Genomic DNA, 24743 nt, shown 5'->3' with positions numbered 1-24743 from the left:
TTCCTTGTGTAGAGATGATTGGTGTTTCTTTGACACCAATGCCATTAACATCTTGTCCTACTTTTCGCGCCGGTCTTCTGCCGTCTGCTCAAGCCTGTGCCAGAAAGTTGATAGGTTTGGAGCCCAAAGAAGCCTACTCTTAGCTCTTCATTAGAGCGACAGGTCGTCCTTCTGTCTTGACGTGATATGTGAAAACTTGCTTTCCCGGAAGAAAATGCAATAAGGTGATCAATCCTGTATTGCTTGGGAAACATCTTCCTTGGATGGGAAACAAGCAAGCAGGATCCGTCCAGCCTCTTGCTCCAGACGGCATCGAGACGCAACATCAATGGTCCGATCGAGCTAATGCACAAATCTCCATGCCTCTGCGGGACACCGCCTTTGATGAAAATGGGCTGGCGATGGGCTACACTCTCTCCAGGAGCGAATACACAGAGGTCGAAGCTCGACCAAGCCTATGGAGATATCAACGAATATGGTATGAGATGGCTTTAACCCCAGCGTTGGCGCAGGCGTGGGAGAATCTCTTTCGCGTAAGGCTTGAGGAAGCGCGACTGGTCATCACCGGGTGCGTGGAAGACCAGATGTCTGAAGCCCAGTTCGATATAGGGTCGGATCTGCTCCACATGCTCATCGGGATCACTTGAGACCAGCCAGCGACGATGCGCCTGATCCTCGACGGTCTTCGCCTTTTCTTCCATTTCACGTGGATCGTGGATGCTCACTTTATCTTCGGCGGGAAGGGCCAGCGCAGCCCAGATCCGCGTATCTTTCAGCGCTCGCTCCTTGTTCGTATCAAACGATACCTTGACTTCGATAGTGCGCTCAATGCTGTTGGGATCTTTCTCAGCCTCCCGCGCGCCCTCTTCCATCGCGGGTAAGAGTTTCTCACGATAGAGTTCGTCACCCTTGCCAGAGGTACAGATGAAACCCTCGCCCTCGCGCCCGGCAGACTTGGCGGCGACCGGGCCACCCGCGCCAATGTAGATAGGCACAGGCTGCTTGGGCTTGTCATAGATGGTCGCGTTGCGCGTATGGTAGAACTCGCCATCGAAGGTGACCGTATCCTCGTTCCAGAGTTGCTTGATCAGGCGAACCGATTCGCGCAGGCGCGCCAGGCGGACTTTGGCTTCAGGCCACTCCATGCCCGTAACCGCGACCTCGTTGAGCGACTCGCCGGAGCCAACGCCCAGGATGAAGCGGCCCGGATAGAGCAAACCCAGCGTTCCAAACGCCTGTGCCACCACGGCAGGCTGATAGCGGAAGGTCGGAGTGAGTACGCTGGTCCCCAGTACAATGCGCTTGGTGCGCTCAGCCGCCGAACCAAGCCAGGAAAGAGCGAAGGGCGCGTGGCCGTTCGTGTGCCGCCACGGCTGAAAGTGGTCACTGATCCAGACACTATCAAAACCCAGATCTTCCGCTTCTACGGTAAAGTCGAGCAGTTCACGCGGTCCAAACTGCTCCGCCGATGCTTTATAGCCAAACTTCAAAGGTGCATTTACCATATAGAAAGAAACTCCTTCCATAGGAAGAGAACAAAAGTATAAGTGCTATCAAGTACAGGAATGTTGCGTAAGACGTTCAACAGATGAAGGTAAGCCTTGGCTGAAACAGATGCAGGTGTATTCACCCTGAGCCAGCACCTTCTTTTTTCACACTGATTTATGCTCCGTCTGAACCTTGCCTGAAGTTAACGATACCTTCCCCCTGCATTCTCTTTTCGCGTAGCTACAACGAGCTAATGCAAACATAGAGATGCTGTGCGCCTACTCAGTAGGCCCGTGATATTTGGCTCTCCTCAAGTTGACTGTATTTCTGGCATATCTGAGGGATCAGCATGCCCATGTCTACGCTATGCTAGGGGACGTAAGATGACTAGGGGAATGGGATGGGAGGTTCGTTGCTGGTACTTCGCATATCCAGGGAAACTGGCAACTGCGAGTGACCAGAGTCGCTGACGCTCGTCTGAAACCGCTTCCTGGACACGCACTTGGAATTGTTTGCTTCCAATTTCTATGCATGCCTCTTTGCTCTTGCGCATATTGAGCCACCAGTTCGGAAGTTTTCCCTGACCTCCATTTGAAGCAACAATGAAGATACTATTCCCATCCGTAAGGTATATCAAAGGTGTTGTATGTTGCTTTCCACTCTTGCGTCCAGTGGTGGTTAGGAGTAGGACTGGCATGTTTTGTGCCCGCCCCGCAATCTTGCCACCGCTGAGACGATAGAGAGAAACATGCGCGGCCGTGGCGAGACGAGCGAGCCTGGCCATGATTGGAGAGTAAGGCTTTCCGGGAAATTTTTCAGAATTCATTCCATTTCCTTTCTGCTTGAGATACTGGTAGCGTTTTTGGATTCTGTAAACCAGTATCATAGCTCCGATTCCTACCAGCAAGTGGGCAGTCCGGATAAGCCAGTGCAGATTGCCTGGCAAAATTCGGGTTTGTGATATTCCAAAGACAGGCACCAGAAGCGCATAGATCATGCTCCCCAGGCCAAGCAGCCTGCTTCCTTTGGTGAAAGCTGCCACACTTCCAAGGATGAACAGGCCGAGGACTCCAATGATGCCCAATCCCTCATGAACGCTTGTAAAATCTATTTGAGCAAGGAGAGCCAGAAGCTCGCTCAAAAGAAATATTTGGGCTATCCAGAATACCAATCCCAGCCCCATGGTAGCCATCAAAGCTATTCGTACGACCAATGAGATGAGACGTACCGCTTTCATGAAACACTCCTTTTGCCTTCTCGTTTTGGTGAGCTTTGGTAGAAGAACACAAGAGAAATTCTTTATGGATCTGAGGATACCAATGAATGCATTTTGCTGTATGCCAGAAAACGCTGGCAATCTCTCCTTTTCCTCGGAGTCGCAGCAACATCATGATCTCGGAGCGATCCGCAAAGAGCTTGAGACCCGCTTCCATGAGTGTAGGCGAGTCTCGTAGCTGCATCTACCTTAGAGAGGTTAATACGATGCGGTGGTCGCTACCGTATGAAAACTTCCTGTATAATACTGGGCAGATGCAAAGGCAGTATTCGAGTAAGCATCACCCACCATGGCGCTAAAACACGATGTTTGAGTGACTGCAACTAGTCCATTGCCATTCGCTGAGGCGCAGCTATAAGACTTTCCATCGTTATTCCGCTTGATGGTCGCATTTCCACCGTGTGGACTCGTCAGTGGTTTGTTAAACACCACTTGAGCCCACGCAGATCCGCACGCGACGCTATAGCGAAGGGACACCGTTGCTTTCAATCCTCCTCCTAAATCGCCACTTGTTGCCGTATGTTTTGTGACTGCATCAATATCGCAACCTGAGAGTGGACTTTTCCCATCACAGCTTGTGTTGTAACAGCTTGCCGCAGCGTGTGCTGTGGTAGTCGTATGAGCGGAGGCTACTCCAGCTTTAGTAGTAAAAACGAATAGGGTGCTGAGCATGGCGAGCATCAGTCCTAACAGCATGAAACGTTTGAGAGTGAGCATTCTTTTTCCTTTGCTTTCTACATATTTCATTACAATTGATACTCTCGACTGGAATGGACTTGGGGCGAGTGAGGCTGTGTCATTGGGATCCTTCCGGGGCTTGCTCTCGTGAAGGGGTAGCTCGCTCAAAGGAGTGTGTTCCCTAGGAGGGGAACCAGCCAGAAGGTATCTGCATACAAACATCCTTTCTCGATGCCCAAAGGGCTGAGTGAAGATCACCATGTGTGATCTTGGCGATAAGTGGAGCGCGCAGCAATCATGCTCTCCACTTCCCGGCTCACTCCGAGTAGGGGTAAAGCCGGATCACGTACTTTGCTCAATACCCCATGCAGTGCAGCTTTATCCATCAGTGGTCCATGCAGGATCGTGCCTCTTCAGCGACATAGCTGATCGCCAGACCGTCGAACCATGCTGACCAGTGCTGGTCAAGTTGTCCCTGGACACGAATTTCATAAATGTGCATTGCCCTTCCTCTAGTCGTGTATCTTCTACCTTTGAGCTCTGTTCTCAGTATGGAACTCAACCAGGTGAGGAGACCTGTATCAAAGGATGTGTTATAGGGTTGATTATCACCAAGAGCATCAATGCTGGCGAGATGGCTATTGGTCAGGAGGCTGCCCTGCTCGACAAAAGAAAAGGGTGTAGGAGGTGGGAGTAAGTAACGCCTGCGCAACTCCTGAGCGTAGTTCCGGGCACCCTGTTTGCCATAGATGCTCATTCGTACTGCTTACCGTGCCAGAGGCGATGATGAGTTTGTGCGCTGAACTCGTGAACGGAGCGAGTGCTGGCAACACCAAGATTTTCAGGAGACTGCCCACTTGGGCTTACGCTTGGGCATCCACTCGCCGTTGCTCCAACTGACTAATGCGAGTGCTACCCAATCGCTCATCTTGGTGAAGTATATCATTTGGGTAGCAAAAATGTAGGAGAAAAGGGATATGTCAGAACTGAGAATGTGAGAGGCGATAAAGTTGTGCTTGATACGGCGATCCACTCCTTCTCTGTGTTTAGGCTATTACAACGATAGCCTTCAAGGTATCCAATCTGTGACAGAACAAGCGACGTTGGTCTGCGAGGGAAACGTGTTGTTTCATGGTTGTGCGGAAGCGAAAGAACTGACGCATCTCATCAAAGGCACGACAAAAACGCGCTGCTGAAGAGAAGTTTCCGAAGCCTCGCATAGGATAGTACCTCTGCTTGATGCCCCGGTGATCTTGCTCCAATCGATTGTTCAGATAGGGATTACAGCGATGGGTGACCGCACTACCAAAGGTTTCGCGAATGGCACGAGGATAGGAGTCATGCCCATCGCTTGTGACTCGCTCAGGCGCATGGCCAACCATCTAGAGTGCTTGCTGAAAAAAGCGCTTGGCGGCCTCCATATTTCGCTTCTCACTGAGACGCGAATCAACCAAGTTGCCATCTGCATCAATGGCACGATAGAGGGAACACCACTTTCCCCTGACCTTGACGTACGTTTCATCGACATACCAGGACAACCCTGCTTGTCCGCTTCGCTTGGTCCGCAGATGCTCTGCTATCAGTGGTGCAAACCGTGCTTCCCACTCCCGAACCGCTTCATGAGTGAACTCCCAGCCGCGCTCCAGGAACATTTCCGCGAGATCTCGCAAGCTCAACTTATAGCGGAGTCGCCACAGCACAACGAGCAGAACGATATCGGTAGGATATTCAAGAAAGTTGAACGGAGTTCCTGTCCGCTCGTTAAAAGCTTGCTTACAATCTGAGCAGCGGAACGTCTGATATCCGAGCGCGGTTTTCTTGGTCTGTTCCCTCGTGGTAGCTGAAGCACAGTGTGGACAATTCAAGAATTCCTCCTCATGAGGTAAGACGTTGCCATCAGCATACCTCATCAACTATTCCCAAGCCAAATCTTCGTCTGAATTCTGACGCTTCCCTCTATCTGGCTTCTTTCACTGAAATCTTGTAAATTGGAGGGAGAACGAGGAGGGCTGTAAAAATCTGTCAGGAGGTATCTTTGTTCTCAATGGAGCTTATTTCTTCAAATCCTCAAGAGTATTGAGCACCACATCAATCTCTTCGATGGTGTTGTAGAAATGTGGTGAAATGCGCACAGCACCGGCACGTGCCACGACATAAATTTGCTGTGCTGCTAACCCACTCGCTATCTGCTGGTTTGTCATATTCCGGTACTCAGGATGTGGCAGAAAGCACACGATCCCTGAACGCTCCCCCTGGTTGTGTTGCAAAGATGACGCCAATGCGATAAGCTTGGGCTTATTTTCTGAAGAGAGGCCCTGTCATGGAAAATGCCAAACTGTTCAAATGGCGTCATGCGCGAAGCGGAGCTCATTTTGCTCTGTGTTCGTTGGTATCTTCGGTATGCTTTAAGCTACCGAGATCTCGAGGAGATGATGCGGGAGCGGGGCCTATCCATCGACCATACGACCATCTATCGCTGGGTTCAGCACTCTGCTCCAGAATTGGAAAAACGCTGTCGGCTTCACCTGAAAGCCTGGAATGATTCGTGGAAAGTCGATGAGACGTACATCAAAGTCAAGAAAGTCTGGATGTACCTCTATCGCGCAGTGGATTCTGAAGGAAATACGCTCGAGTTTCTCCTGAGCCCAACGCGGGATGCCGAGGCTGCCAAAGGCTTCTTCCTCAAAGCCTTGCAACGCACAACGTGTTCTCCCCCTCAAGACCGTTTGCCCCTGGAGCTCATGAAAGATCCCTCGGCAGAGGATGCGGTTCAACCCACCGCTTCTGCTCGTTTTGAGGTCCGCAGAATGATCCCAAGAGTGATCAATGTCGATAAGAACGCAGCCTATCCCAAAGCGATTGCTGGGCTTAAAGCAGCCGGAGTGCTGCCTGAACACGTGGAACTGCGGCAAGTGAAATACCTCAACAATCTGATCGAGCAAGACCACCGGTTCATCAAACGCTTGACCAAGCCAGGAATGGGCTGTTTCTCCTTCGAAACAGCCTGGCGAACCGTACAAGGCTTCGAGGTGATGAATATGCTGAGGAAGGGGCAGGTACAAGGAGTGAACAAAGGCGATGTACAAAGGCAGGCCGCACTAGTCGCCAGACTCTTTGGAGTTGTTGTCTAAGCTGAACAAGGAGAGGCATTCCACGCTCATCTTGTTTCTTCTCATTTCTTGCAACACAACCGCTCGTGGTGAGATGCTGGTCGCCCCGATGGGTGGTCACAAAGAGAGGATGCCCCTGGGCATTGTGCAATAACAGCAGTGCTCGGCATCCCAGGACGACGCCGAGACGCCCAACGAGTCCACGAGGGAGCAGAACGTCACTGTAGACCGGCTTGCGGTGCCCATCAAGATAACAGGTCAGCGCCTGAAGATGGTGTGGGTGTTCAGCTTCTGCTGCGGTTTCAACGGGATGCCAGAGGTGCGTGGCCCAAGAGCCGAGCGTATTGGTGAAGCGTTCGGCTCCATCGGCGCAAGCGACCTGTGACAAAAACGCTTCGGTATATCGATAGCCATAGGCTTGCGTCCGACCGGTGAGCAAGGCCAAGCCATCGGCGGTATAGCCGCGCAGGTCCCACGTGCGCTGGAGTCCAACCGCCCCCAGAAACAGGAGGGTGAGCATCAGACGTTGGCGGACCGCTGGACTGCCTGCCAGAGGAAGACAGTGAGGATCTGGAGCAGGTGGCAGTGCTTGTTCCAACCGTGTGAGGAGGCCGGTCTCGGCGGCGGCTGCCAAGAGAAGCAAGCTCCCAGCCTGTTCATGGTATCCCCGGGCAATCGTCAGGCCCGCTTTTGCCTGCTTTTCTCGCAGTGGAGGAACGCAACGCACGCCGTGAGCGGCACGGACACGGTTGAGTTGACTGACGCTCACCGAGAGATTGAATCGTTCGGCGGTGAGGTGCTGGAGTTCCGAACTGGAAACAGACGCGTGGCTCTGGCAATAGTCCAGAAGCCAGGTGAGCATCTCTCCACGCAGTTTGACCGGGTGGCCGTGGCGCCTCTCTGAGAATGCTTGCTCACCTTCCTGCCCGACTCGCTTCAGGAGTCGGTACACGGTCGTGCAATGCATCGGAACAGGACAGCGCCGCCGTGCCTCTGAGGCCGTTGCTCCAAGCTCCACTTGCCGAACAAGCTCAAGTCTCGCTGATCTCCGCGCTTGACGTTGATCTGGCAACGCCACCACCAGTGACATCGCCATTGCCTCTCTCATTTCCATCATTCCTGGCCCCGCACGTTGGAGACTCCGGGCCGCCTTGTGCTCCATCACATCAACTGGCCAGGAGATCGCCAGAGCCGAGGCATACCAAGGTATACCCCGCAGATCAGCGCCTGCTGTTTGGCCCACGCAACCAGCAAGCCAGGGGTCAGCATATCTAATAGCAGGATTGGATATGCTGACCCCTGTAACACGCTCCTACTTCCAGCGGGTCAGAATGGTTTCGCGCTGAAACAGTTGGGCAGCGCCCCAGGTCAAGAGGATCGCGAGAGGGATCAGGATACCGGTGGCAATGACCGCCACGAGTACAGTGAGCTCAAACTGGCCTGAGAACTCGCCCAGGATGAGTCCCAGGACCGGAACGACCCCCCAGATCGAAAGCTGCTGCGCCGTGCGGGTATCGTTCACCCGCGACGAAATGGCCGTCATGATGGCAACCGCGATCAGCCCTAAGAGAGGAGTGCAGGCGATGAAAAGCGTGAGCCAGCCCGCTGTAACCACATGGGAGACGACATTCGCATCAGTGAAGATCGCTAATTCAGCGATGAAAAGACCTCCACTGATCCAGGTAACAATCACCGCGGGCAACACCGCCGACAGAATCTTGCCCGTCAACAGTTGCCACCTGCGCACGGGCGTCGCCAGCACCGGCTCAAGCGTGTGGTTGTTCTTCTCTCCAATGATACTAAATGCCGCAATGATGCTGGGAACGATCATCGGCAGCAGAATATACACGTTCGAGAACGTCGTTCCTATCACTCCCTGGGTGTACTCGTGAATCGTCAACCCCTCGAGGGAGGGAACGTGCAGCGTACTGGCATTTGACCCATTGCCGCCCCGTAGCAGGAAAAAGAGGGGGATCACTGCGAACAGCAAAGGCGGAAGGAGAATACTGAACAGGAGGGCCCGTTGCTGGACGATCTCGCTGAACTCTTTCCGCAGGATCACAAAGACTTTGTGCATACTCGTTTTTGCTCCTTCTTCATTGTTTAGCGGCTGACAGCCACAGCCTGGCGTTCATTCTCCACCAGTTCCAGGTACACCTCCTCAAGTGAATGGGAGACTGGTTCCACCGCGCGTATCTGGGCTCCTGCATTCACGAGTGCCTGTACCAGCGCAGGATTCTGATCATCAGGATGATCGAGACGGACGGAAAGGGTGCCGTCTTCGGCATGCGCATCATGGACAAAGGACAGGGCGCGAACAGTCTCTATCCAGTGGGTCGCATCACCGACGACACGCACCTGCGTCCCCATGCCAAACATGCCTGCGCGTAACGTTGCTGGCGTGCCCAGGCGCAGGAGCCGCGAGCGAAACACCCCGATCTGATCGCAGAGTTCATCGGCCTCTGGCAAATTATGCGTGGTGAGAAAGATGGTCCGTCCCTCCGTCCGCAATTCTTTGATGAAGTCGCGCACCACCCGCGCTGCTTCGGGATCGAGGCCAGACGTTGGCTCATCCAGGAAGATGATCTTTGGTTCGTGCAGCAAAGCGCGGGCAATCGCCAGTTTCTGACGCATGCCTTTCGAGAAGCCACCGACCTTGTCGTCGCGCCTCTCCCAGAGATCGAGCAGATGCAGGTAGCGTTCGACCTGAGAGGCGGCTCGCTCGGCGGTGAGGTCATACAACTCTGCAAAGAACAGCAAGTTCTGCCAGGCGCTCAGTCGGTCATACAACCCTGGCGTCTCGGTGAGGATCCCAATGGATTGCCGAATGGCCTCATTTTGCTCGCCCAGGCGATAGCCCGCCACCGTAGCGCTCCCACGACTGGGAGTAATCAATGCCGAGAGCAGGCGCACGGTTGTCGTTTTGCCCGCGCCATTCGGTCCCAGGAAACCAAAGACGGTTCCCTCTGGAATGGCAAGCGTCAGGTCGTCCACAGCCACCAGGCTGCCGAAGGCACGGGTCAAGTGGTTGGTTTCGATCGCGTTCATCAGTTCATCCTTCACTCTTTCCAAAAGGTAGGCCACTGGGGTGCTATTGGCCGGGTTGCCACTGGCTTAGCGGTGTGAGCTGGATCTGCTTCGCCAGTCCATAGGCCGTGGCCAGGTCGCTGTCACTTTCCACGAGCGTGCGTCCGATCAGCAACACCGTATTGTTCGGCGAGACGATCCGCTTCATCCCAACCGGCACCTTTCCCTGCCAGCCGGGTTCGCTAATGAGATAGTCGCCAGCCTGCGTCCCGGTGGTGCGCCGGCCCACATAGGCGAAGTCCGTTCCCCACGGATCCGTCAACTGGATGCTGTAATAGCGGCCAGCCATGTCCGGTACGTGCAACACTTCCGGCCCTGTGCTCAGATCGAGCCAGCCCCCAGTGTAGAGCGTGTCGTGGTTCCCGGTACTCCCCAGGGCGTTGGACTGCGAGGGGGAAGCAAGGGTGGGCATCGTATAGAGCGTATTGATGGGAATGCCAGAGGAACTGCCTGGGCTTATGCCGTGCTGGACGACCGCGTTCTCCAACCCGTTGTAGATGAGACGCGTATAGAGGTAGGGGTAAGCGAAGGCGCCGACTCCCCACACAACCAGGACGGTCACGGCGAAGGTGAGCAGGGGAACCTTCCACCAGCTTCTCGTCCGAGTCTGCGAGGTCTGCGAGAAGCTGGACGCAGCCGCGCTCTCCTGATTGTTCGGTTCCTGGTTTTCCATGTGCGCCATTAGTGCACCTCCACGATAGGCGGCACGTGGTACGCGCCACTGAGGATAGCCGCACCGGGCTGATAGACCCGGAGCCAGAGCTTGAAGTACCCGCCGGGGGCCGGAAGCCAGTTTGCTTCGTGCCCCGCCGGGGCGGCCTGCTGGATGTAGATGTCAATGGAGCCGTCGGTGTTGGGCACCAGGCCCGACCGGTCACCGACGCTGTAGCGGTTGCTCGGATTGGCCACCATCTGGCCCTGCGTGTTGGTCATGGTCAGCGACCAGAAGGCCTGGTTGGGCGGTAGCCCTCCCGGTGGGAAGTGCAGGAGGTAGTCATGCCCTCCAGTGAGCGTCTGATCCGCCCCATCCACCGTCGCCGTCCAGTACACCGCCTCTTGCGGCAGGTTGACCATGGGGAGGGTCTGGGCGCAGGCGGCTTGCAGAAGGATGCCATTGCTGGCCTTGCCACATTGCAAGCTGATATTCCAGCCATTGGTCGTCGTTTGCATGGCATTGGCCTGGGCGTTAATGAGAAGACCGGCCGTGAGAATGGCCAGCACTGCTCCCGCGAGAATCCCCAGCACCGCGAACGCGAGGTTCAGAAGGGCAGCCCAGGCTCGATGTCTGGCCGGTGAACGAGGCAAGGGAGGGGACGGTGGGGTCCATCCCGGATCGGCAACGGGGGTGGACGTGGCTGGCCTGACAAGGCGCCGTCCGACCAGACCTCCCAGAGCGCCGAGGCCCACTCCCAGACCGAGCTCTAAGGCGAGGGTCACGATCAGGCTGAGAGCGATGAGAACGATGACGATCGTGTGTAATACACCTGGCGAGAGACTCCCACCACGCTGCCCGGCTTGATTGAGGGCCTGCGTGACCTGCCCATTGGTCGCGATTTGCACAATGGCAAAGATCACCGCGATCAGGCCGCCGATCAGACCCGCGACCAGTCCGACCAGCGCGCCGGTTGTAACCCTGCCGGTCTGGCGAGTGGCGAACAGGCCGATCACGAAAAACGCGACCAGCCACACCAGAACGTCAATGATTGTCTTGAGCGATCCAGGGGAGAGCAGCGAGATGATGATCTGGATCGCGCCCAGCACGGCCCCACAGATCACTCCCCATTTCCAGATGAACGCAGCGCCTCCCCGGCGCACCGTCCCATGTTCGTGCATACACGTTCCTTTCCTCTTCTCCTATTGCATTCTACAATAGGAGATATAACATATTGTTAATGTTCTTTCTATTGCAGAATCTAACGCAAAAAAGCTAGGTTGTCTTCCCTCGAAAGAGGTATTTCGTGGGGATCATGTCCTCCTCAGGAGGGAGGGAGGGAGGATGTGCAAGGCACGTGCCCGGGCCACGGCCTGGGTGCGATTCGTGGCGCCCAGTTTCGCCAGGAGATGCTTGACATGGAGTTTGACAGTATACAGGCTGAGTACCAGGTGCTCGGCGATCTGCTGGTTGGAGAGGCCCTCGGTCACCAGTTGCAAGACGTCCCACTCCCGTGCACTCAGCGGCTCATAGAGCGTCGAGCGTGGTACTGGTTGCGTCGCGGCATCGGGCTGGGTCTGCCAGACGGGCACGATCGCCGCCTGGATGCGCTGAAGGTAGTCAGGCGAGGCGGTGGTAAAGGGGACCATCAGCGCGAGCAGGTGCCCCATCACCTCGCCTTCATCGGCAAACAGGCGCAGATAGCCTTCTGGTTCGGCCTGAGCGAGGATGGGCCCCAGCGTGGAAAGGGCCTGCTTTGTCTTGCCCTGGGCGTACAGCGCCAGCGCGAGCAGCATTTGCACCTCGATGAGCCGACCATGAGCGCCTGTCCCAACTACGATCTCCAGCAGATGGTCCAACAGAATCTGTGCTTGAGAGAGAGCCAGGGCATTCGGGTGGCCTCGTCCACGTGCGATCAAAACCCGCGCCAATGTGACATAGCCCGCGTAGCGACCCTTCCCCAGGGGGCTCGTGAGCGGATCGTCAGAGTGTAACCCGCAGGTCGAGGCCCACTGCAAGGCAGGATCAAGCTGCCCGCAACGCAGGGCAAGGCGGACCGGAATCAGGATCAACACGTCTTTGCTCCCCTGGGGAACTGGAAACCGCGCCACGTCAAACGCTTCGCTCTCCAGGAGCTGCCTAGCCCGCTTCATGTTGCCTTGCGCCAGGGCCACACGCGCCAGGACTCCGAGTCCGAGCAGTGCCAGCCAGGGGCTGGGACGAGCAAGATCCAGGTGTGGAACCAGTTCGAGGGATTGCGTCGCCTCGGACTCCGCTTCTTGCAGGCGATTCCACTCATACAACAGGATTCCATAGCGCTGATGCGCCATGGCGAGAGCCAGGGACGGGAGATGGTGGTGCCAGGCGAGCGCGCGGAACAAGTCCTCATAGAGCCGTCCCAGTTCGCGTAATCGCCCCAGCTCCTCGTACAGCTCATCGAGACTGGCAATGACCACGAAATTGGGGCTGGGTGAGCCCTCAGGCAAGGCTTGCCGCAAGGTCTGCTCTGAGGCCAGGAGATCCCCACTGACGTGATAAGCAGCCCCAAGGAGCACGCGCTGGCGCCAGAGGGTGAACCGACTCCAGGCCGTCTCGGGTCCCGTGAGCGAACGCGTCATCTCCGCAGCGTGGGAAAGCGCCTGCGGAATATCCCCTCGGGCTAGCGCCTGCGTTGCCTGCTGCAGCGTCAACTCCCGTTGCAGATCTGCCTGCGCCTCGGGATCGTCCTGTTCATGCGTCTTGAGCAGCGCCGTGAGGTGCTCGATGACCCTCTCCGGGTCATGTGGCTGCGACGTGCGCAGGGGTTGGGTCCAGATCCAGGCGAGAGAGAGGGGCACCGAAGCCGCAATGATCTCCTGCGGGAGCCAATCCAGCCAGTGGCCAAGACGCACGAGCTTGCCTTGCTCCACCAAGGACGGCACCAACTCCGCCAGCAAGCGTGCTGCGTGAGGCAGGTCGGAAGCTCGATACGCATACTCACAGGCCTCCTCTGCCCATCCGTGCTGCTCATACCAGCGACTGGCTCGACGATACAGCTCTGGCACAAGCGCTGGCTCCTGCTTCTGTAGCTGTGTGCGCAGCGTTTCGACAAAGAGCGGATGGTAGCGATACCAGGTGTCGGTGGCATCGAGCGCACTCACGAAGAGATTCGCCTGCAGCAGGCTCTCCAGCTTCAGCTGTCCATCAGGCTTTTCGGTCACGCTCTCGCAGAGCGGCCCGCTGAGCCGCTCCAGCACGCTTGTTTGGAGCAAAAAACGCTGCATCTCAGGTGATTGCTGGAGCAAGATTTCTTCCCACACATAATCCAGGAGAAAGCGAGGGGTCACACCCGTCGCCCAGAGCACTCCTGCTCCATCGGCGTGCCCGCGCAGGACCAGCAACAGCAATTGGATGCCGGCAATCCAGCCCTCGGTCCGCTCTTCCAGCAGACGGATCGCCTCGGGGCCGAGCGGGAGTTCCATGGCCTGCGCAAACGCCTCGACTTCGGCTGGCGTAAACCCCAACTCTTGGCTGCGCAGTTCAGCGATCTGCTGACGCGCTCGCAAGCGCGCAAGTCTCGGTGGATCCACCCGTGTGCCGATCAGCAGATGCAGGCGTGAGGGGAGATGGTTCAACAGAAACAACAGGAGGGCCTGACTCGCCTCGGTCGTGAGAGCGTGGACGTCATCCAGGATCAAGACGGTGTCATGCTGGAGCACGCGCTCCAGCTCGTTGAGGAGGCGGGTCAGGACCCGTTCATGCTCGGAGGGATGCCAGGGGCGCTCAGTCTGAGCCGCGATGTCCAGGCGCGCATCGACACGCGCCAGAGCAGCGATGAGTGAGGAAAGGAAACGCGCCGGGTCGTTCTCTGCCTCCTCGCAGGAAAGCCAGGCCACCGGCTTCGTAGCCGTGGCAGCCCATTCGGCCAGGAGCGTGGTTTTGCCAGAGCCAGCAGGAGCCGAGACGAGCGTCACTGGCCCTCGCAGACCCTGCTCCAGGAGTGCGAGCAGGCAGGGGCGCGCCACATGCTGCACTGGCAGGCGCGGGGGAGCGATGGTGCTTTGCAGGATCACCATCGGCGTTCGCCCTTGAGGTGAGATGGGAACAGGCACAAGAGGTGGCGTGTCCTCAGCCTCTCCCGCTAAGCGGCGGGCCGCCTCCCGCAGTTTCGCGAACGTGAGAGTGGTGGAGACGCCCAGGTAACAGCGCGAGAGTCGTCCGCGCTTGCGCCGATAGGCTCGCCAGTACCACCCCCCCCGCCGATTGCCAGCCCGCGCCTTGTGCGCCGTAAAGGTTCCCTCCTCGCAGGTAAAGGTGAAAGTGGTTGCTGTTTCCAGCCAGGCGTACCAGGAAGGAGTATCAACCAGCACCACGACGTTCTGACCTTGCTGCTCGTACACCAGACAGCCGTTACGAACCGCTCCGGCGGTTGGTGATATCTTCTTCATGAAACAGCACTCCGCGAGAAAGGTGGGAGATGTTAGGGATACTCCGAACAGTTCCCTAACGCCAAGTATAGCAGGGTAGGGACGAAACCTCAAGGCCCACATGGAACAAAGTGTCATCACGTGCAAGGTAACATCGAGATCTGGTCATCCTGTGGAAACGGGTGAACGAGGCGTCACCTCGTCTGCTCGATAAACACCTCCTCATGTTCACTCTTCGTCCTTCGTGTTGCATTCTTGGTGCGCAGAAGAAAGCCAACATACCGTGAGTCCCTGATCAGCCATCGTTTTGCGTGCTCTTGTTCCTATGAGAGAAGAGCTATTTTCCCGATGGTCACCTCCCACTCGTCTCTCTGTATTCAACCAGAACACGCTGATCGTACAGAGAGGTATCTTACAGAAGAGCCTACCTTTCGCTAAAGGTCTACCAATTGGAAAGAGGTAAAGTCTACCTTCCACTGAAAAGCCTACCAATTAGTGAGAGGTAAAGTCTACCATCTGCGAAACAATCAATCTCAGCAGCTTTAAAGCTGATCAAGGCATGAAAGAGTTCGTGCTCTCGGCTCTTGTGGGTCTCACACTCAAATTTTCACAAAAGCCTACCAATGTATATACTAAAAGTCTGCTATTTGCCGAAAGGTCTACCACATGCGATGAGTTTGGGGCCAAATTCGTGTTCTATAATCGGTGGCTAGATAGGCGCAATGGCGAGAACACATCGCTGGGAGGCACCCAACGTGTCTCCCAATGGAACTGTCCTCTCTGCTGCACGCGCTCTGGGTCGCCGCATGAGCGAGGCCGCAATCTGTTGGGAACAACAAAATAGGATGAACACTGACCTCGTTGCGGCGTCTTTTTGCACACTCCGCTCCCTGGGTACTCCCTGGTCTCCCATCTCATACGCTTTTGCCAGGGCACGCCAGGGTGGCTCGCCCCACACCTGGGTAGAGTTCCTGGCAGGCGGTAATGAAGTAGCGCCAGAAACGAATGGGGTCGTTATCACCATCATCGAGTGCGATCCAGGCCACAACCGGCAATGCCTGGCACGCATTACAATGAGTCGCCCATGCACTCACCAGCGTTGTCTTTCCATACCCCGCGGGCGCAGAGACAACGGTCAGCCTGCGTTCAGAGGCGGCGTCCAGGCGTGCCTGAAGCGCTTCGCGTTGCACAATCGATGGACGCAAACGCGGCAGGTGAAGTTTGGGAGCTAGCACTGGTGGCAGCGACAGCGCCTCACTACTCACAAGAATTGCTCCTTCGTCAAAATCTCTCGTGACAATGCCTTTCTTCAGATTACAATCTTTGTAAGTCTGATGCAATGGCTATACTTAGCAATACGCCCATTTAGAATTGAAAAGCCCTGTTGGGACACAGCAATTTCTTGACAAATTATAAAGAATAATGTTACCTTTAGTTAGGTTCAACGTTGAACCTAACTAAAGGCTCGCTTTATATTTGCTTTAAACGCATGTTGTTTCAGTATTCATATCAAGGAGGAGAAATACTAGATGAAGATGCTCATTTCACGATGGAAGCTACCCGTGATTTTGTTTATGAGCCTTGTTGTCAGCTTATTGGTTGCTCCACCTGCGGCCTATGCATCTTCCAGTAGTGGCCCTATCAACTGGTCTACTACCGTGACGATCAGCAATACACGCAATCCAGCCTGGGGGCGTATGCTCCCTTGGAATAAACACGGTGAAAACCTGATTACCTACACAGAGTATCCAAGCAGCGGCCCTTTCGTAATCAAAGTAGCTACTGTTGATAAGACAGCAGAGCACTACCACATTATTTCCTCCATACCTTCGCCCGATGGTTATATACAAGAGCAATCGGAAATGGCGCAACTACCCGACGGCACAATCTTGATGGCAACACGTAGCCGCACGACAGATCTTAATTGGTTCGGCCTTCCAGTTTTCAAGAGCACTGATGGAGGCCATACCTGGATACTGTTGAGCCAGTTAGATACCAATCCAAATTCTGCCGGGCGCTTCAACCGTGGCCTGTGGGAGCCATTCCTATATGTATTACCCAATGGCTGTGTCGCTGGTTTTTACTCTAGTGAGAAGCATGCTGACGACAATCCATCTTACAACCAGGTTGTCTCGGAGCGTGTCTCCTGTGATGGAGGGGCAACGTGGGGACCGGAGATATTTGCAGCAGCCCAACCCGGAGCGGCACGACCTGGTATGCCTGTAATGGCGAGAATGGCTAACGGGCGATACATTCTCGTCTTCGAACTCTGCGCGACTGATAATTGTAATGCTCATTACAAAACTTCGAGCGATGGCGTGACGTGGTCAAATGACCTGGGTACAAAAATTCCAGATCAATACAATGGCCCCTATGTGACCGTCCTGCCAGGCGGTCGTGTTGTTCTCACCTCGGCTGGCTCCAACCAGGTCTCGATCAGTGATGACAATGGAGCGACGTGGTACAAAAACGATCAACCGGCCTGGAATACTGGATGCTGCACCTGGCCCGCCATTTACCAGGTCGGCAATAATCCAAAAGAGATTGGCGTCGTCGTGGGCTTAAACGGAGCACTTACGATGAGGTTGGGTCGCGTAAAGTAAGCAACTGAGACATAACGGCTGCGCTTGCTCAGTCCACAAAGCAGCCACATAGGGACCGCTTCCCATTAGCGTGAAGCGGTTCCCTCATAATAGATTCATCCCCTTTTTTGTCATTAAAGTTGAGCAAGAAGAGCGAGCGCTCCCTGCACAAGCACTTCACCGGCTTCAGGAGCGAAACCGGCGGGATAGTTATAGAAGCGGTATGCCTCCCTCACTTCGTAGCCGCCTGTCTCATAGGCAGATCTATCGGGAATATATCCAGGACTGCCATTGGCGTACCCTATCACCATAAGAGTTTCTTTCCCGGCCCGCGCTTTGATCGTGAGACCAAGCTCCACAAATGGTTCTCCTGGTAACATCACTATACACATCTCGCCTAGAGCAAGGACGATGATCTCAGCGGTAATGCTATGAGCAGGATGAGGATCGATGCTCATCTTCTCGGCCCAGGCCGCCCATCCGCGCAGCAATAGCACATCACCAGTCGATACGCCGTTACGCTGGAGTCGTGCCACTTCCTCATGGCAGCGCACAGCGAATTGACGCAACGCATCAGGGGACTCAGGCTCGAGCAGAGGAAGCTCGACGACGCGCCGCAAAACTTGCACCGCTGTGCTTCCCTGAGCGCGGGAGAGCATCGCAAGAGGTGCTCCACCCGGAGCAGCACCGCGTTCGGACGCCTGTAAAGCAGCGCCAGCAATCAAACGGCCCAGGCGCTGACACTCAGCATACGTACGCCGCTCCAAGCCATGCCCCTTGACGCTATCCTGTGCCGAGTGACCGGTATTAATTTGACCGCAACAGCCGGTCACAAATTGCACATGCGCGTCCGCATAGACAGCTTCAAGTGCCCGCACGGTATAGCCAGGATAGTCTGCCGTCGCCAGGAAATTATCGGCTCCCAGCGTTACCGGATGACAGGCATAACTCACCAGCAGGGCATAGGGGCGACTATCCAGACCATCAAAGCGCAATACAGGAACCGCTGGATCAATAATACCGTCCGGGATACGGCGATTCTTCCCAACCGTTGGCTCATATCCAACAGTAAAGCGAGCCGTGACAGGAAGCTGTTTACTGACAGCTGTCACGGCTGTATCAGCGGAGGTCTGAATCAGAAAATCCAGATAGCTGGGGTCAACCCTTCCTCCCAGGCGGCCATCCATCACCGATGGACCGCCATGTGTATGTGTAGCCGTAATCTCGATCCGCATTCCAGGTATGGTGGTGCGAGCAGTAATGCGCTGCCGGATCGCTTCCACAGTCGAGAGATCGAGGCCAATAACATCGAGTGTCAGCAAGATGGCACGTGAGGCATCATCGCCGTTGGACCAGGCCATCGCCCGCACATAGAGATCATCATGCACCCCCAACATGCCAGAACTTCTGGCGATGAAGCCTGACATTTCGCTTCCCACAGGAGGAGTGATCACCGCACGCGCGACGCCCATCAAGAGGTCGCGTCCGGTAGTAAATTCAGCATAAGACATAGTCCGCTCCGCTTCGTTGCCATCTTAGAGAGAAAAACCGCACAAAATAATTTATTCATGGCGCTGGTAGACGACCTCACCTTGAACGATGGTAGCCTCAATGATGATTGCTTTCGTCTCAGCATTGAACCGGAACAGCGTCAAATCGGCTGATCTTCCACTGCGCACCGTCCCCCGCTTCACCCTTTCGTCCAAGCCAAGCAGCCGTGCTGGATTTGTGCTCGCCATGCGCACAGCCTCGGCCAGAGTAACATCAGTATAGCGTAGAACATTCGCAAGACACTCCGGTAGAGAACTCACCGAGCCAGCGAGGAGGGGCGTACCGTAGAGATTGAGGCGTCCACCTGGCAATAGCTCTACCCTGCCTCCCACCGATGTATCATAAATGCCGGGAGTTAACCCCGCAATAGCGACCGCATCGCTCACCAGGATCGCGCGCTCCGTTCCTTTGGCACGCAACATTGCCTTCATAACCGATGGTGAAAGGTGGTGGCCATCACAAATGAAGCTCGCGGCAAGGCGATCCTCGGCTAGCTGCTCCCAGATATAATTCGGGTGACGTTTGAGCTGAGCATGTGCGCCATTGCCCAGGTGAGTAGAAAGACACGCACCAGCGTTGACAGCCGCCTGAATCTGCTCCGCGTTGGCTGCCGTATGCCCAATAGCAACAACGACATTATCGGCGTGCAAGGCGCGAATATACTCGCAAGCCTGAGGATACTCCGGTGCGAGCGTTATCAGACCAACGCGCCCTTTAGCCGCCATCTGCCAGCGATGATATTCAACTAGACTTGGCACTCTCACATGCTCTATGGGATGCGCGCCGCGTGGCCCATCCTCCGGCGAGATGGCTGGACCTTCAATATGAATGCAAGGAATGGAATGGGCCACACGCGAATCGGCCTCACAAGCGGCTGCTATGGCATGCAGACTATGGCAAATAGCTTCTTCCGATTCGGTAATCACAGTAGGACAAAACGCAGTCACCCCGTGCTGCCAGAGTGAGTGGGTCAATGCTATGATAACTTCTGACGTTACGTCAGGAGCATTTGCATCATGTCCGGCGTATCCATTCACCTGGATATCGAGCCAGCCAGGCGCAATCCAAATGGAAGAGGCAGCACTCGCCGATTCGATGCGGCCAATCATACCATCTGTTACTTCCAAGCGCACCATCTGATTGCTCTCGACCAGTCTCCCTTCAATCCACATCGATGTACAACCTTTCTGTAGAAGACCTTCCTAATTCCAGCACATTCCAGACATATTGCTTCCCTAGAGCTTCTTAATTCGCCCTTTAAAACGCTCGATGAATCTGCCATTGATCTCGTCTCCGTCTGACGCATTCCCGCTGCGCCAGATAGGAGGGTCCACGCCCTCTTGCGCGAGCAGTTGGACGGCCTCCGCGACCAGTAAGTTGAGCAGGTAAGCCGTGGCAAAGGTAGACATAGGGGCGACAGGCTGGCTAATGCCTTCAATCTTGATTACTGCGTCCCCTACCTCAATCTTGCTATCGAGCACCACATCAACTAACTCATACAGATTCTTCTTAGAAGGGTGGCGCGCCGGATGATCCGCTGGCGTTGCCTGAGCATGGCGAACCGATGTCACACCAATAATCTTGGCGCCGCGATGCTGGGCCTCTAAAGCGGCATCGATCAAAGCGCCATTAATACCATAAGCATTGATCAGTATCAGCAAATCACCTTCGCCCAGTCCATAGTCATCGATCACGATTTTGCCATAACCGGGCGTTCTTTCAATCGCCATCGAGCGCAGCGCGCCTCCGCTTAGCAGCGTTCCCTCATCCAGCATCGCGCTCACATGCATCAATCCACCCGCCCGGAAGAAGAGTTCCTGCGAACCAAGGTTAGAGTGCCCACCCGGTCCGTAGGCATAGACAAGCTTATCAGCCTTCACCTGATCCGCCACCATACGAGCGGCCTGCTGAATAGACTCCCGATTCGATTCATGCAATAGCTGTAAATGTTCTACAATCAGTTGTAGATACCGGGTCATCGCCGGAGTACTCATCGTTATTTCTCCTCATCATCTCATGACTGGAGCCGCGCCAGTCCCTTGCGTATCCAGCCCCAGCCCCACTTGTGCTCTCTTTAGAGCAGGGCAGCGGAGTCGGTATCGAGATAGGCCACGCAATCGGCATGCTGGCGCAGAATGGTCGCAGGGCATGCGGTCGTAAGGGGGCCGCGCAGCGTCTGCCGCACAGCCTCACGCTTTGTTGCCCCTGGCACCATGCAGAACAACGCCCTGGCGGATAGCAACGCGGGAATCGTGAGCGTAATCGCATGAGTGGGCACAGCATCGAGGCGCGCAAAACAGCCATCATTGACCTGCTGCTGGCGCGCGGTGATATCCAGTGCGACCGGCTTCACAAGCAATGGATCGTTAAAATCGGCGACAGGGGGATCATTAAAGGCAATGTGACCATTCTCGCCGATTCCCAGACACACAATGTCGATGGGAGCCGAACGCAACAAATCGGAGTAGCGCTGACATTCAACGTCGATGTCACCGCTGCTATCAATGAGATGCACCTGGCCCGGTTTGACGATATTAAATAGATGATCGGATAGGAAACAAGCGAAACGCTGGGGAGCGCTCGCCGGCAGCCCGATATACTCATCCATGTGAAACGCAACCACGCGGGCCCAGTCGATGCCTTCGTACCGCGACAACGTGTGCAGAAACTCGTTCTGTGAGGGCGCCGCTGCAAAGATCATGCGTACCTGCGCCTGTTGCGCAAGCAACTCCCGCAACCTGGCACCAACATCCTAGCCGGCGGCTAGACCAAGCGCCTGTCGATGCGCGTAAATCTGGACCCGTAGCTTATCTACTGTTTGAGAACTGATTGGCTGCACTGTTGTACTCATGTTCATCTCCTTGTCGATAGAGTGTATTTCATGCCCTGTGCACATTCTTATGCCATCGTCAACTTTTGCTGTAGTAATTCAATAATGAGCACGAGATCACGAATAATGTGGTAGGGGTCTTTAACCGGCAAGGCCACAACTTTATCAATGGGTCGCCCCTGTCGATCGCGGATCTGAATCCACTCGCCGCTGCGTTGATCGAGATGAGGAAACGTCTTGAATACATACGCATGAGTGCGCTGATACAATGAAGCGAAGCTTGCATCCCCGGTAAGATAGTACGCGAGCAGAGTGCCATACAAGGCCTCTGAATGCGGCCACCACAGCTTCGTATCCCATGTGTCCAGGATTAAACGCTCATACACAGCGCCAGTCTGCGTGCCACCAGGCTTGCCGCCAGAGCGATCGACGAAGCGAAACAGACCGCCGTACTGTTGATCCCAGCCCACCTCATACGCTTTCGCTATCGCCTGCGTCGCCTGTCGCACCCACTGCTTCTGTCCCCTGGCCTGAGCTTCGCGCAGCACAAACCACATGTTCTCAATGGTATGGCCTGGCGTCACGTGTCTGCATAACACTGTATCTGGCGCGTCGCCAGATTGCGGAAGAAGTTCGGCGACAAGGCCATCCGGCTGGTAGAAACGCTCCATGATCGCCTGCATATATGCAAAACTCAAGTGGCGCAATTCCTGGGACTGGGGATGCCCGAACGCCTCCAGGGCAGAGGCCAGTTCCTGAGTCACATTCAGCATAATCATAGGGATACTATGGGCCTCAAATCCGGCTGGAACAGGATACGGCTCGCTGCGGATAGAACCAGCCTTGATGCGCTGCACAATGCGCATACACAGCGCTAAGGCTTGCTCAAGCACCTGAGCATCCTGAGCGATGCGCGCATATTCGGTAAAACCAAGCGTCACAAAGCAATCGGCAAAGAAACTGGTATCAAACCCCTGACCGGGAAGCGGCTCCTTTTGATGTCCATAGCGATCAAGCAGATAGGCACAGTTTCCATTCGCAAGAAAGGCGTGGCTCGTCACAAACGCAACGCCCTGACGCGTCAGGTCGAGCAAGCGATCAGCATCCTGGCGCAGCAGGCCGTTGTGGCTCAATTCACTCAGGCGAGCCAACAACCAGATCATGCGCCCCTGTGACCGGATGCGTCAAAACTGAGAACAAGACTCTAAGCCGAGGATCTTTTGTGATAGACTGATACACATCCAGAACATCCTGAGAGGAGTGCCCAATGAACTGCCCATACTGCACACGCTCAACCACGAAAGAACAGCGTAAGAAGACCTCGCTCGGCTATCGAACATTCCGCTGCCGAGAGTGCCAACGTACCTTTAATGAACGTTCTGGGACTCCTTTCAATTATTTGGAATATCCGACAGAGATTGTCCTACTCGTTGTGCTCTGGAGGCTCAGGTACAAACTGAGTCTTCGCGATCTCACTGAGCTGTTTTTGGAGCGGGGCTTCGTGTTCACGCATGAGGCCGTTCGCGACTGGGAAGCCCGCTTTGCCCCGTTGATAGCGGATCAGTTGCGAAGAAAGCGACGTGGCCAAATAGGGACCTCCTGGTACGTCGATGAAACCTACATCAAGGTTCATGGAAAATGGTGCTATGTGTATCGCGCCATTGATCGCGATGGCAATCTGGTTAACTCGATGGTGAGTGAGAAGCGCAACATGGATGCAGCAAAGCGGTTCTTCCTCCAAGCTGTGGCCACAATTGGCCAAGCGCCAGAGCGAGTGACGACGGATGGTCATGACTCCTATCCTCGTGCCATCCGTGAGACGTTCGGCAAAGAAGTCATCCATCGCTGTAATCCCTATCTCAAGGGGTGGAGTTAAGGTTGCTGTCACCAGCCGCAAAGTAGCATTTTAGGGGTCAGCGCATCCAAATCTGAAAACTGTACGCTAAGGTTTGGATGCACGAACCCCCTTCAGGTTCGATTAAGGATGATGTCCTTCAATTCAATAAGCGTTTCGATTCGATAGCGAGCCTGTGAAAAGTCCTGTACTTTTGTAAAGTCGTTAGAGACAATGACACAGTCAATACCGGCCGCCACGGCTGAGTTCAGCCCTCTGGATGAATCCTCCACAACCAGCGTCTCTTCTTTGGTGGCTCCGAGGCGCTTTAAGCCGGTCAGATATGGTTCCGGGTGCGGCTTGGTGAACTGGTAGTCTTCGCGAACAAGGACGAAATCCATGAATTGTCTAACTTGGCGCTTTTCAGGGATAATTTCAAAATCCACACGTTTTGCAGTCGTCACGATGGCCATGCGGACGTATTTTGACAGTTCAGCAAGCGTTTCAACGACGCCTTCAATCTCAATGGCTTCTGTTCTCAGATATAATATATTATCTCGTGATTTTCTGGCTCCAGCATCCCACTCACTCAGGAACTACCCCTTCAAGGGAAGAGCTACGTAAGGTGTACCAGCCGCAAAGTAACTGATGATTTAAACTGAGGCTTGTCTGCGACGAGCCTGAGCGAGACTCTGGGTTACAACCGCTTGATGTCTTGAACGAGCAGAGGCAACCCTTCTGTGAAAGAATGTTCCTTCCCATCGAGCACTCGGACGGTTGCCTGGGGCAGTTGTTCTTGATAGCGCCGAAGAGAAGAAAACGGGACTTCTTCATCAGAACGGCTGTGATACAGGAAGAGTTGTCGGATCAGGGGGAGGTGTGAAGCAAAATCATCTGGCACAGCGTACTCAAGCTCCCAATCCTGCTTCCCCCAGTAGGGCACAGCCACTAGAAACAGCCCCGCAATCGGTCTGTGGTAGGTTCCTTCGGCCAGATATTTGAGCAGCATTGAACCACCTAAAGAGTGCCCGATGAGCAAGGCATCAGCATCGAGCTTGCCTAGCTCTTGCTCAATCTGGTCCCTCCAAGCAAGGTATTTAGGATGGTCAGGATCAGGCATATCTGGAGCCAGGACTTGGTAATTGCTCCCGAGTTGTTCCTGCAGGTATGCAATCAGCTTCCCGCTTCCGAAAGGCTTGTGCTTATTACCAGCACCCTGAATGAAAAGTACTTGTTTTCTCATTCGTTT

The 24743-nt window shown here is 55.0% G+C and carries 19 protein-coding genes and 5 pseudogenes; 4 read left to right on the top strand and 20 right to left on the bottom strand.

Going from position 1 to position 24743, the window contains the following annotated elements:
* Positions 1-491: 491 nt before the first annotated feature.
* The 6 genes and pseudogenes from fgd to JMJ16_RS09455 form a co-directional block, all read right to left on the bottom strand.
* Positions 492-1505: a glucose-6-phosphate dehydrogenase (coenzyme-F420) gene (gene fgd / locus JMJ16_RS09480; protein ID WP_201380652.1), complete on the bottom strand. Its 1014-nt coding sequence runs from the start codon at positions 1503-1505 to the stop codon at positions 492-494.
* A gap of 347 nt (positions 1506-1852) precedes the next feature.
* Entirely contained in the window at positions 1853-2725 is an 873-nt protein-coding gene (locus JMJ16_RS09475) for a nitroreductase family deazaflavin-dependent oxidoreductase (RefSeq protein WP_201380650.1), read from the bottom strand.
* Between the two features lie 237 nt (positions 2726-2962).
* Positions 2963-3511 (bottom strand): DUF2690 domain-containing protein, encoded by a 549-nt coding sequence (locus JMJ16_RS09470; protein WP_201380648.1) that lies wholly within the window; start codon positions 3509-3511, stop codon positions 2963-2965.
* 316 nt (positions 3512-3827) lie between these two features.
* Positions 3828-4199: a hypothetical protein gene (locus JMJ16_RS09465; protein ID WP_201380646.1), complete on the bottom strand. Its 372-nt coding sequence runs from the start codon at positions 4197-4199 to the stop codon at positions 3828-3830.
* A gap of 289 nt (positions 4200-4488) precedes the next feature.
* A pseudogene (locus JMJ16_RS09460) lies at positions 4489-5307 on the bottom strand (IS6 family transposase).
* Positions 5308-5493: 186 nt separating this feature from the next.
* Entirely contained in the window at positions 5494-5643 is a 150-nt protein-coding gene (locus tag JMJ16_RS09455; protein ID WP_201380644.1) for a hypothetical protein, read from the bottom strand.
* Positions 5644-5762: 119 nt separating this feature from the next.
* Here JMJ16_RS09455 and JMJ16_RS09450 point away from each other — a divergent pair.
* Positions 5763-6573: pseudogene (locus JMJ16_RS09450) on the top strand (IS6 family transposase).
* 1140 nt (positions 6574-7713) lie between these two features.
* On the opposite strand, the gene JMJ16_RS09445 reads toward JMJ16_RS09450, so the two are convergent.
* Genes JMJ16_RS09445 through JMJ16_RS09425 form a run of 5 tightly spaced genes read right to left on the bottom strand, consistent with a single transcriptional unit; the run spans position 7714 to position 11214 of the window.
* Entirely contained in the window at positions 7714-7860 is a 147-nt protein-coding gene (locus JMJ16_RS09445) for a hypothetical protein (RefSeq protein ID WP_201380642.1), read from the bottom strand.
* A gap of 4 nt (positions 7861-7864) precedes the next feature.
* Positions 7865-8629, bottom strand: a complete 765-nt coding sequence (locus tag JMJ16_RS09440) for an ABC transporter permease subunit (protein ID WP_201380640.1) — start codon at positions 8627-8629, stop codon at positions 7865-7867.
* A gap of 26 nt (positions 8630-8655) precedes the next feature.
* Complete coding sequence (locus tag JMJ16_RS09435; protein WP_201380638.1) at positions 8656-9600, bottom strand: ABC transporter ATP-binding protein; 945 nt, start codon at positions 9598-9600, stop codon at positions 8656-8658.
* Positions 9601-9643: 43 nt separating this feature from the next.
* A complete protein-coding gene (locus JMJ16_RS09430; RefSeq protein WP_201380476.1) occupies positions 9644-10321 on the bottom strand; it encodes a DUF1254 domain-containing protein in 678 nt (225 codons plus the stop codon).
* Positions 10321-11214 carry a DUF1214 domain-containing protein gene (locus JMJ16_RS09425; protein WP_201380636.1) on the bottom strand — a complete coding sequence of 298 codons (894 nt, stop codon included), beginning with the start codon at positions 11212-11214 and terminating at the stop codon, positions 10321-10323. The genes JMJ16_RS09430 and JMJ16_RS09425 overlap by 1 nt, the downstream gene beginning before the upstream one ends.
* Here JMJ16_RS09425 and JMJ16_RS09420 point away from each other — a divergent pair.
* Positions 11201-11512: a hypothetical protein gene (locus JMJ16_RS09420; RefSeq protein WP_201380634.1), complete on the top strand. Its 312-nt coding sequence runs from the start codon at positions 11201-11203 to the stop codon at positions 11510-11512. The two genes, JMJ16_RS09425 and JMJ16_RS09420, sit on opposite strands and share 14 nt — an antisense overlap.
* A 92-nt stretch (positions 11513-11604) precedes the next feature.
* Here the strand turns inward: JMJ16_RS09420 and JMJ16_RS09415 are convergent, their stop codons facing one another.
* Both JMJ16_RS09415 and JMJ16_RS09410 read right to left on the bottom strand, forming a co-directional pair.
* Positions 11605-14718: a LuxR C-terminal-related transcriptional regulator gene (locus tag JMJ16_RS09415; protein ID WP_201380632.1), complete on the bottom strand. Its 3114-nt coding sequence runs from the start codon at positions 14716-14718 to the stop codon at positions 11605-11607.
* A gap of 893 nt (positions 14719-15611) precedes the next feature.
* A complete protein-coding gene (locus tag JMJ16_RS09410; RefSeq protein WP_201380630.1) occupies positions 15612-15962 on the bottom strand; it encodes a hypothetical protein in 351 nt (116 codons plus the stop codon).
* A gap of 264 nt (positions 15963-16226) precedes the next feature.
* Between JMJ16_RS09410 and JMJ16_RS09405 the strand changes: the two genes are divergently transcribed.
* Positions 16227-17300: a sialidase family protein gene (locus tag JMJ16_RS09405; protein ID WP_201380628.1), complete on the top strand. Its 1074-nt coding sequence runs from the start codon at positions 16227-16229 to the stop codon at positions 17298-17300.
* A 113-nt stretch (positions 17301-17413) separates the two neighbouring features.
* Here JMJ16_RS09405 and JMJ16_RS09400 read toward each other — a convergent pair whose 3' ends face one another.
* The 5 genes and pseudogenes from JMJ16_RS09400 to JMJ16_RS09380 form a co-directional block, all read right to left on the bottom strand.
* On the bottom strand, positions 17414-18790 hold the full coding sequence (locus tag JMJ16_RS09400) for a hypothetical protein (protein ID WP_201380626.1): 1377 nt from the start codon (positions 18788-18790) through the stop codon (positions 17414-17416).
* A gap of 51 nt (positions 18791-18841) precedes the next feature.
* Positions 18842-20002, bottom strand: coding sequence for an N-acetylglucosamine-6-phosphate deacetylase (locus JMJ16_RS09395; protein WP_201380624.1), 1161 nt, complete (start codon positions 20000-20002; stop codon positions 18842-18844).
* Positions 20003-20065: 63 nt separating this feature from the next.
* A complete protein-coding gene (locus JMJ16_RS09390; protein ID WP_201380617.1) occupies positions 20066-20824 on the bottom strand; it encodes a sugar isomerase domain-containing protein in 759 nt (252 codons plus the stop codon).
* Positions 20825-20904: 80 nt separating this feature from the next.
* Positions 20905-21681, bottom strand: a pseudogene (locus JMJ16_RS09385) (glucosamine-6-phosphate deaminase).
* A 47-nt stretch (positions 21682-21728) separates the two neighbouring features.
* Positions 21729-22841: an AGE family epimerase/isomerase gene (locus JMJ16_RS09380; RefSeq protein WP_305068092.1), complete on the bottom strand. Its 1113-nt coding sequence runs from the start codon at positions 22839-22841 to the stop codon at positions 21729-21731.
* Positions 22842-22927: 86 nt separating this feature from the next.
* Here JMJ16_RS09380 and JMJ16_RS09375 point away from each other — a divergent pair.
* Positions 22928-23521: pseudogene (locus JMJ16_RS09375) on the top strand (IS6 family transposase); the annotation flags it as partial.
* Between the two features lie 107 nt (positions 23522-23628).
* On the opposite strand, the pseudogene JMJ16_RS09370 reads toward JMJ16_RS09375, so the two are convergent.
* A pseudogene (locus JMJ16_RS09370) lies at positions 23629-24039 on the bottom strand (HAD family hydrolase); the annotation flags it as partial.
* A gap of 152 nt (positions 24040-24191) precedes the next feature.
* The gene (locus tag JMJ16_RS09365; RefSeq protein WP_201380613.1) at positions 24192-24737 is read right to left on the bottom strand and encodes an alpha/beta hydrolase; all 546 of its coding nucleotides are present in this window, start codon (positions 24735-24737) and stop codon (positions 24192-24194) included.
* Positions 24738-24743 lie beyond the last annotated feature (6 nt).

The sequence above is a fragment of the Ktedonobacter sp. SOSP1-52 genome, from assembly GCF_016587395.1.
This window is presented reverse-complemented; position numbering and strand designations above follow the sequence as displayed.

What these genes read in the sequence shown, in the direction of transcription:
- fgd (WP_201380652.1), bottom strand. Translation starts at nt 1,505, where the DNA reads ATGGTAAATGCACCTTTGAAGTTTGGCTATAAAGCATCGGCGGAGCAG.
- JMJ16_RS09475 (WP_201380650.1), bottom strand. Translation starts at nt 2,725, where the DNA reads ATGAAAGCGGTACGTCTCATCTCATTGGTCGTACGAATAGCTTTGATG.
- JMJ16_RS09470 (WP_201380648.1), bottom strand. Translation starts at nt 3,511, where the DNA reads ATGAAATATGTAGAAAGCAAAGGAAAAAGAATGCTCACTCTCAAACGT.
- JMJ16_RS09465 (WP_201380646.1), bottom strand. Translation starts at nt 4,199, where the DNA reads ATGAGCATCTATGGCAAACAGGGTGCCCGGAACTACGCTCAGGAGTTG.
- JMJ16_RS09455 (WP_201380644.1), bottom strand. Translation starts at nt 5,643, where the DNA reads ATGACAAACCAGCAGATAGCGAGTGGGTTAGCAGCACAGCAAATTTAT.
- JMJ16_RS09440 (WP_201380640.1), bottom strand. Translation starts at nt 8,629, where the DNA reads ATGCACAAAGTCTTTGTGATCCTGCGGAAAGAGTTCAGCGAGATCGTC.
- JMJ16_RS09435 (WP_201380638.1), bottom strand. Translation starts at nt 9,600, where the DNA reads ATGAACGCGATCGAAACCAACCACTTGACCCGTGCCTTCGGCAGCCTG.
- JMJ16_RS09430 (WP_201380476.1), bottom strand. Translation starts at nt 10,321, where the DNA reads ATGGCGCACATGGAAAACCAGGAACCGAACAATCAGGAGAGCGCGGCT.
- JMJ16_RS09420 (WP_201380634.1), top strand. Translation starts at nt 11,201, where the DNA reads ATGGCAAAGATCACCGCGATCAGGCCGCCGATCAGACCCGCGACCAGT.
- JMJ16_RS09415 (WP_201380632.1), bottom strand. Translation starts at nt 14,718, where the DNA reads ATGAAGAAGATATCACCAACCGCCGGAGCGGTTCGTAACGGCTGTCTG.
- JMJ16_RS09405 (WP_201380628.1), top strand. Translation starts at nt 16,227, where the DNA reads ATGAAGATGCTCATTTCACGATGGAAGCTACCCGTGATTTTGTTTATG.
- JMJ16_RS09400 (WP_201380626.1), bottom strand. Translation starts at nt 18,790, where the DNA reads ATGTCTTATGCTGAATTTACTACCGGACGCGACCTCTTGATGGGCGTC.
- JMJ16_RS09395 (WP_201380624.1), bottom strand. Translation starts at nt 20,002, where the DNA reads ATGTGGATTGAAGGGAGACTGGTCGAGAGCAATCAGATGGTGCGCTTG.
- JMJ16_RS09390 (WP_201380617.1), bottom strand. Translation starts at nt 20,824, where the DNA reads ATGAGTACTCCGGCGATGACCCGGTATCTACAACTGATTGTAGAACAT.
- JMJ16_RS09365 (WP_201380613.1), bottom strand. Translation starts at nt 24,737, where the DNA reads ATGAGAAAACAAGTACTTTTCATTCAGGGTGCTGGTAATAAGCACAAG.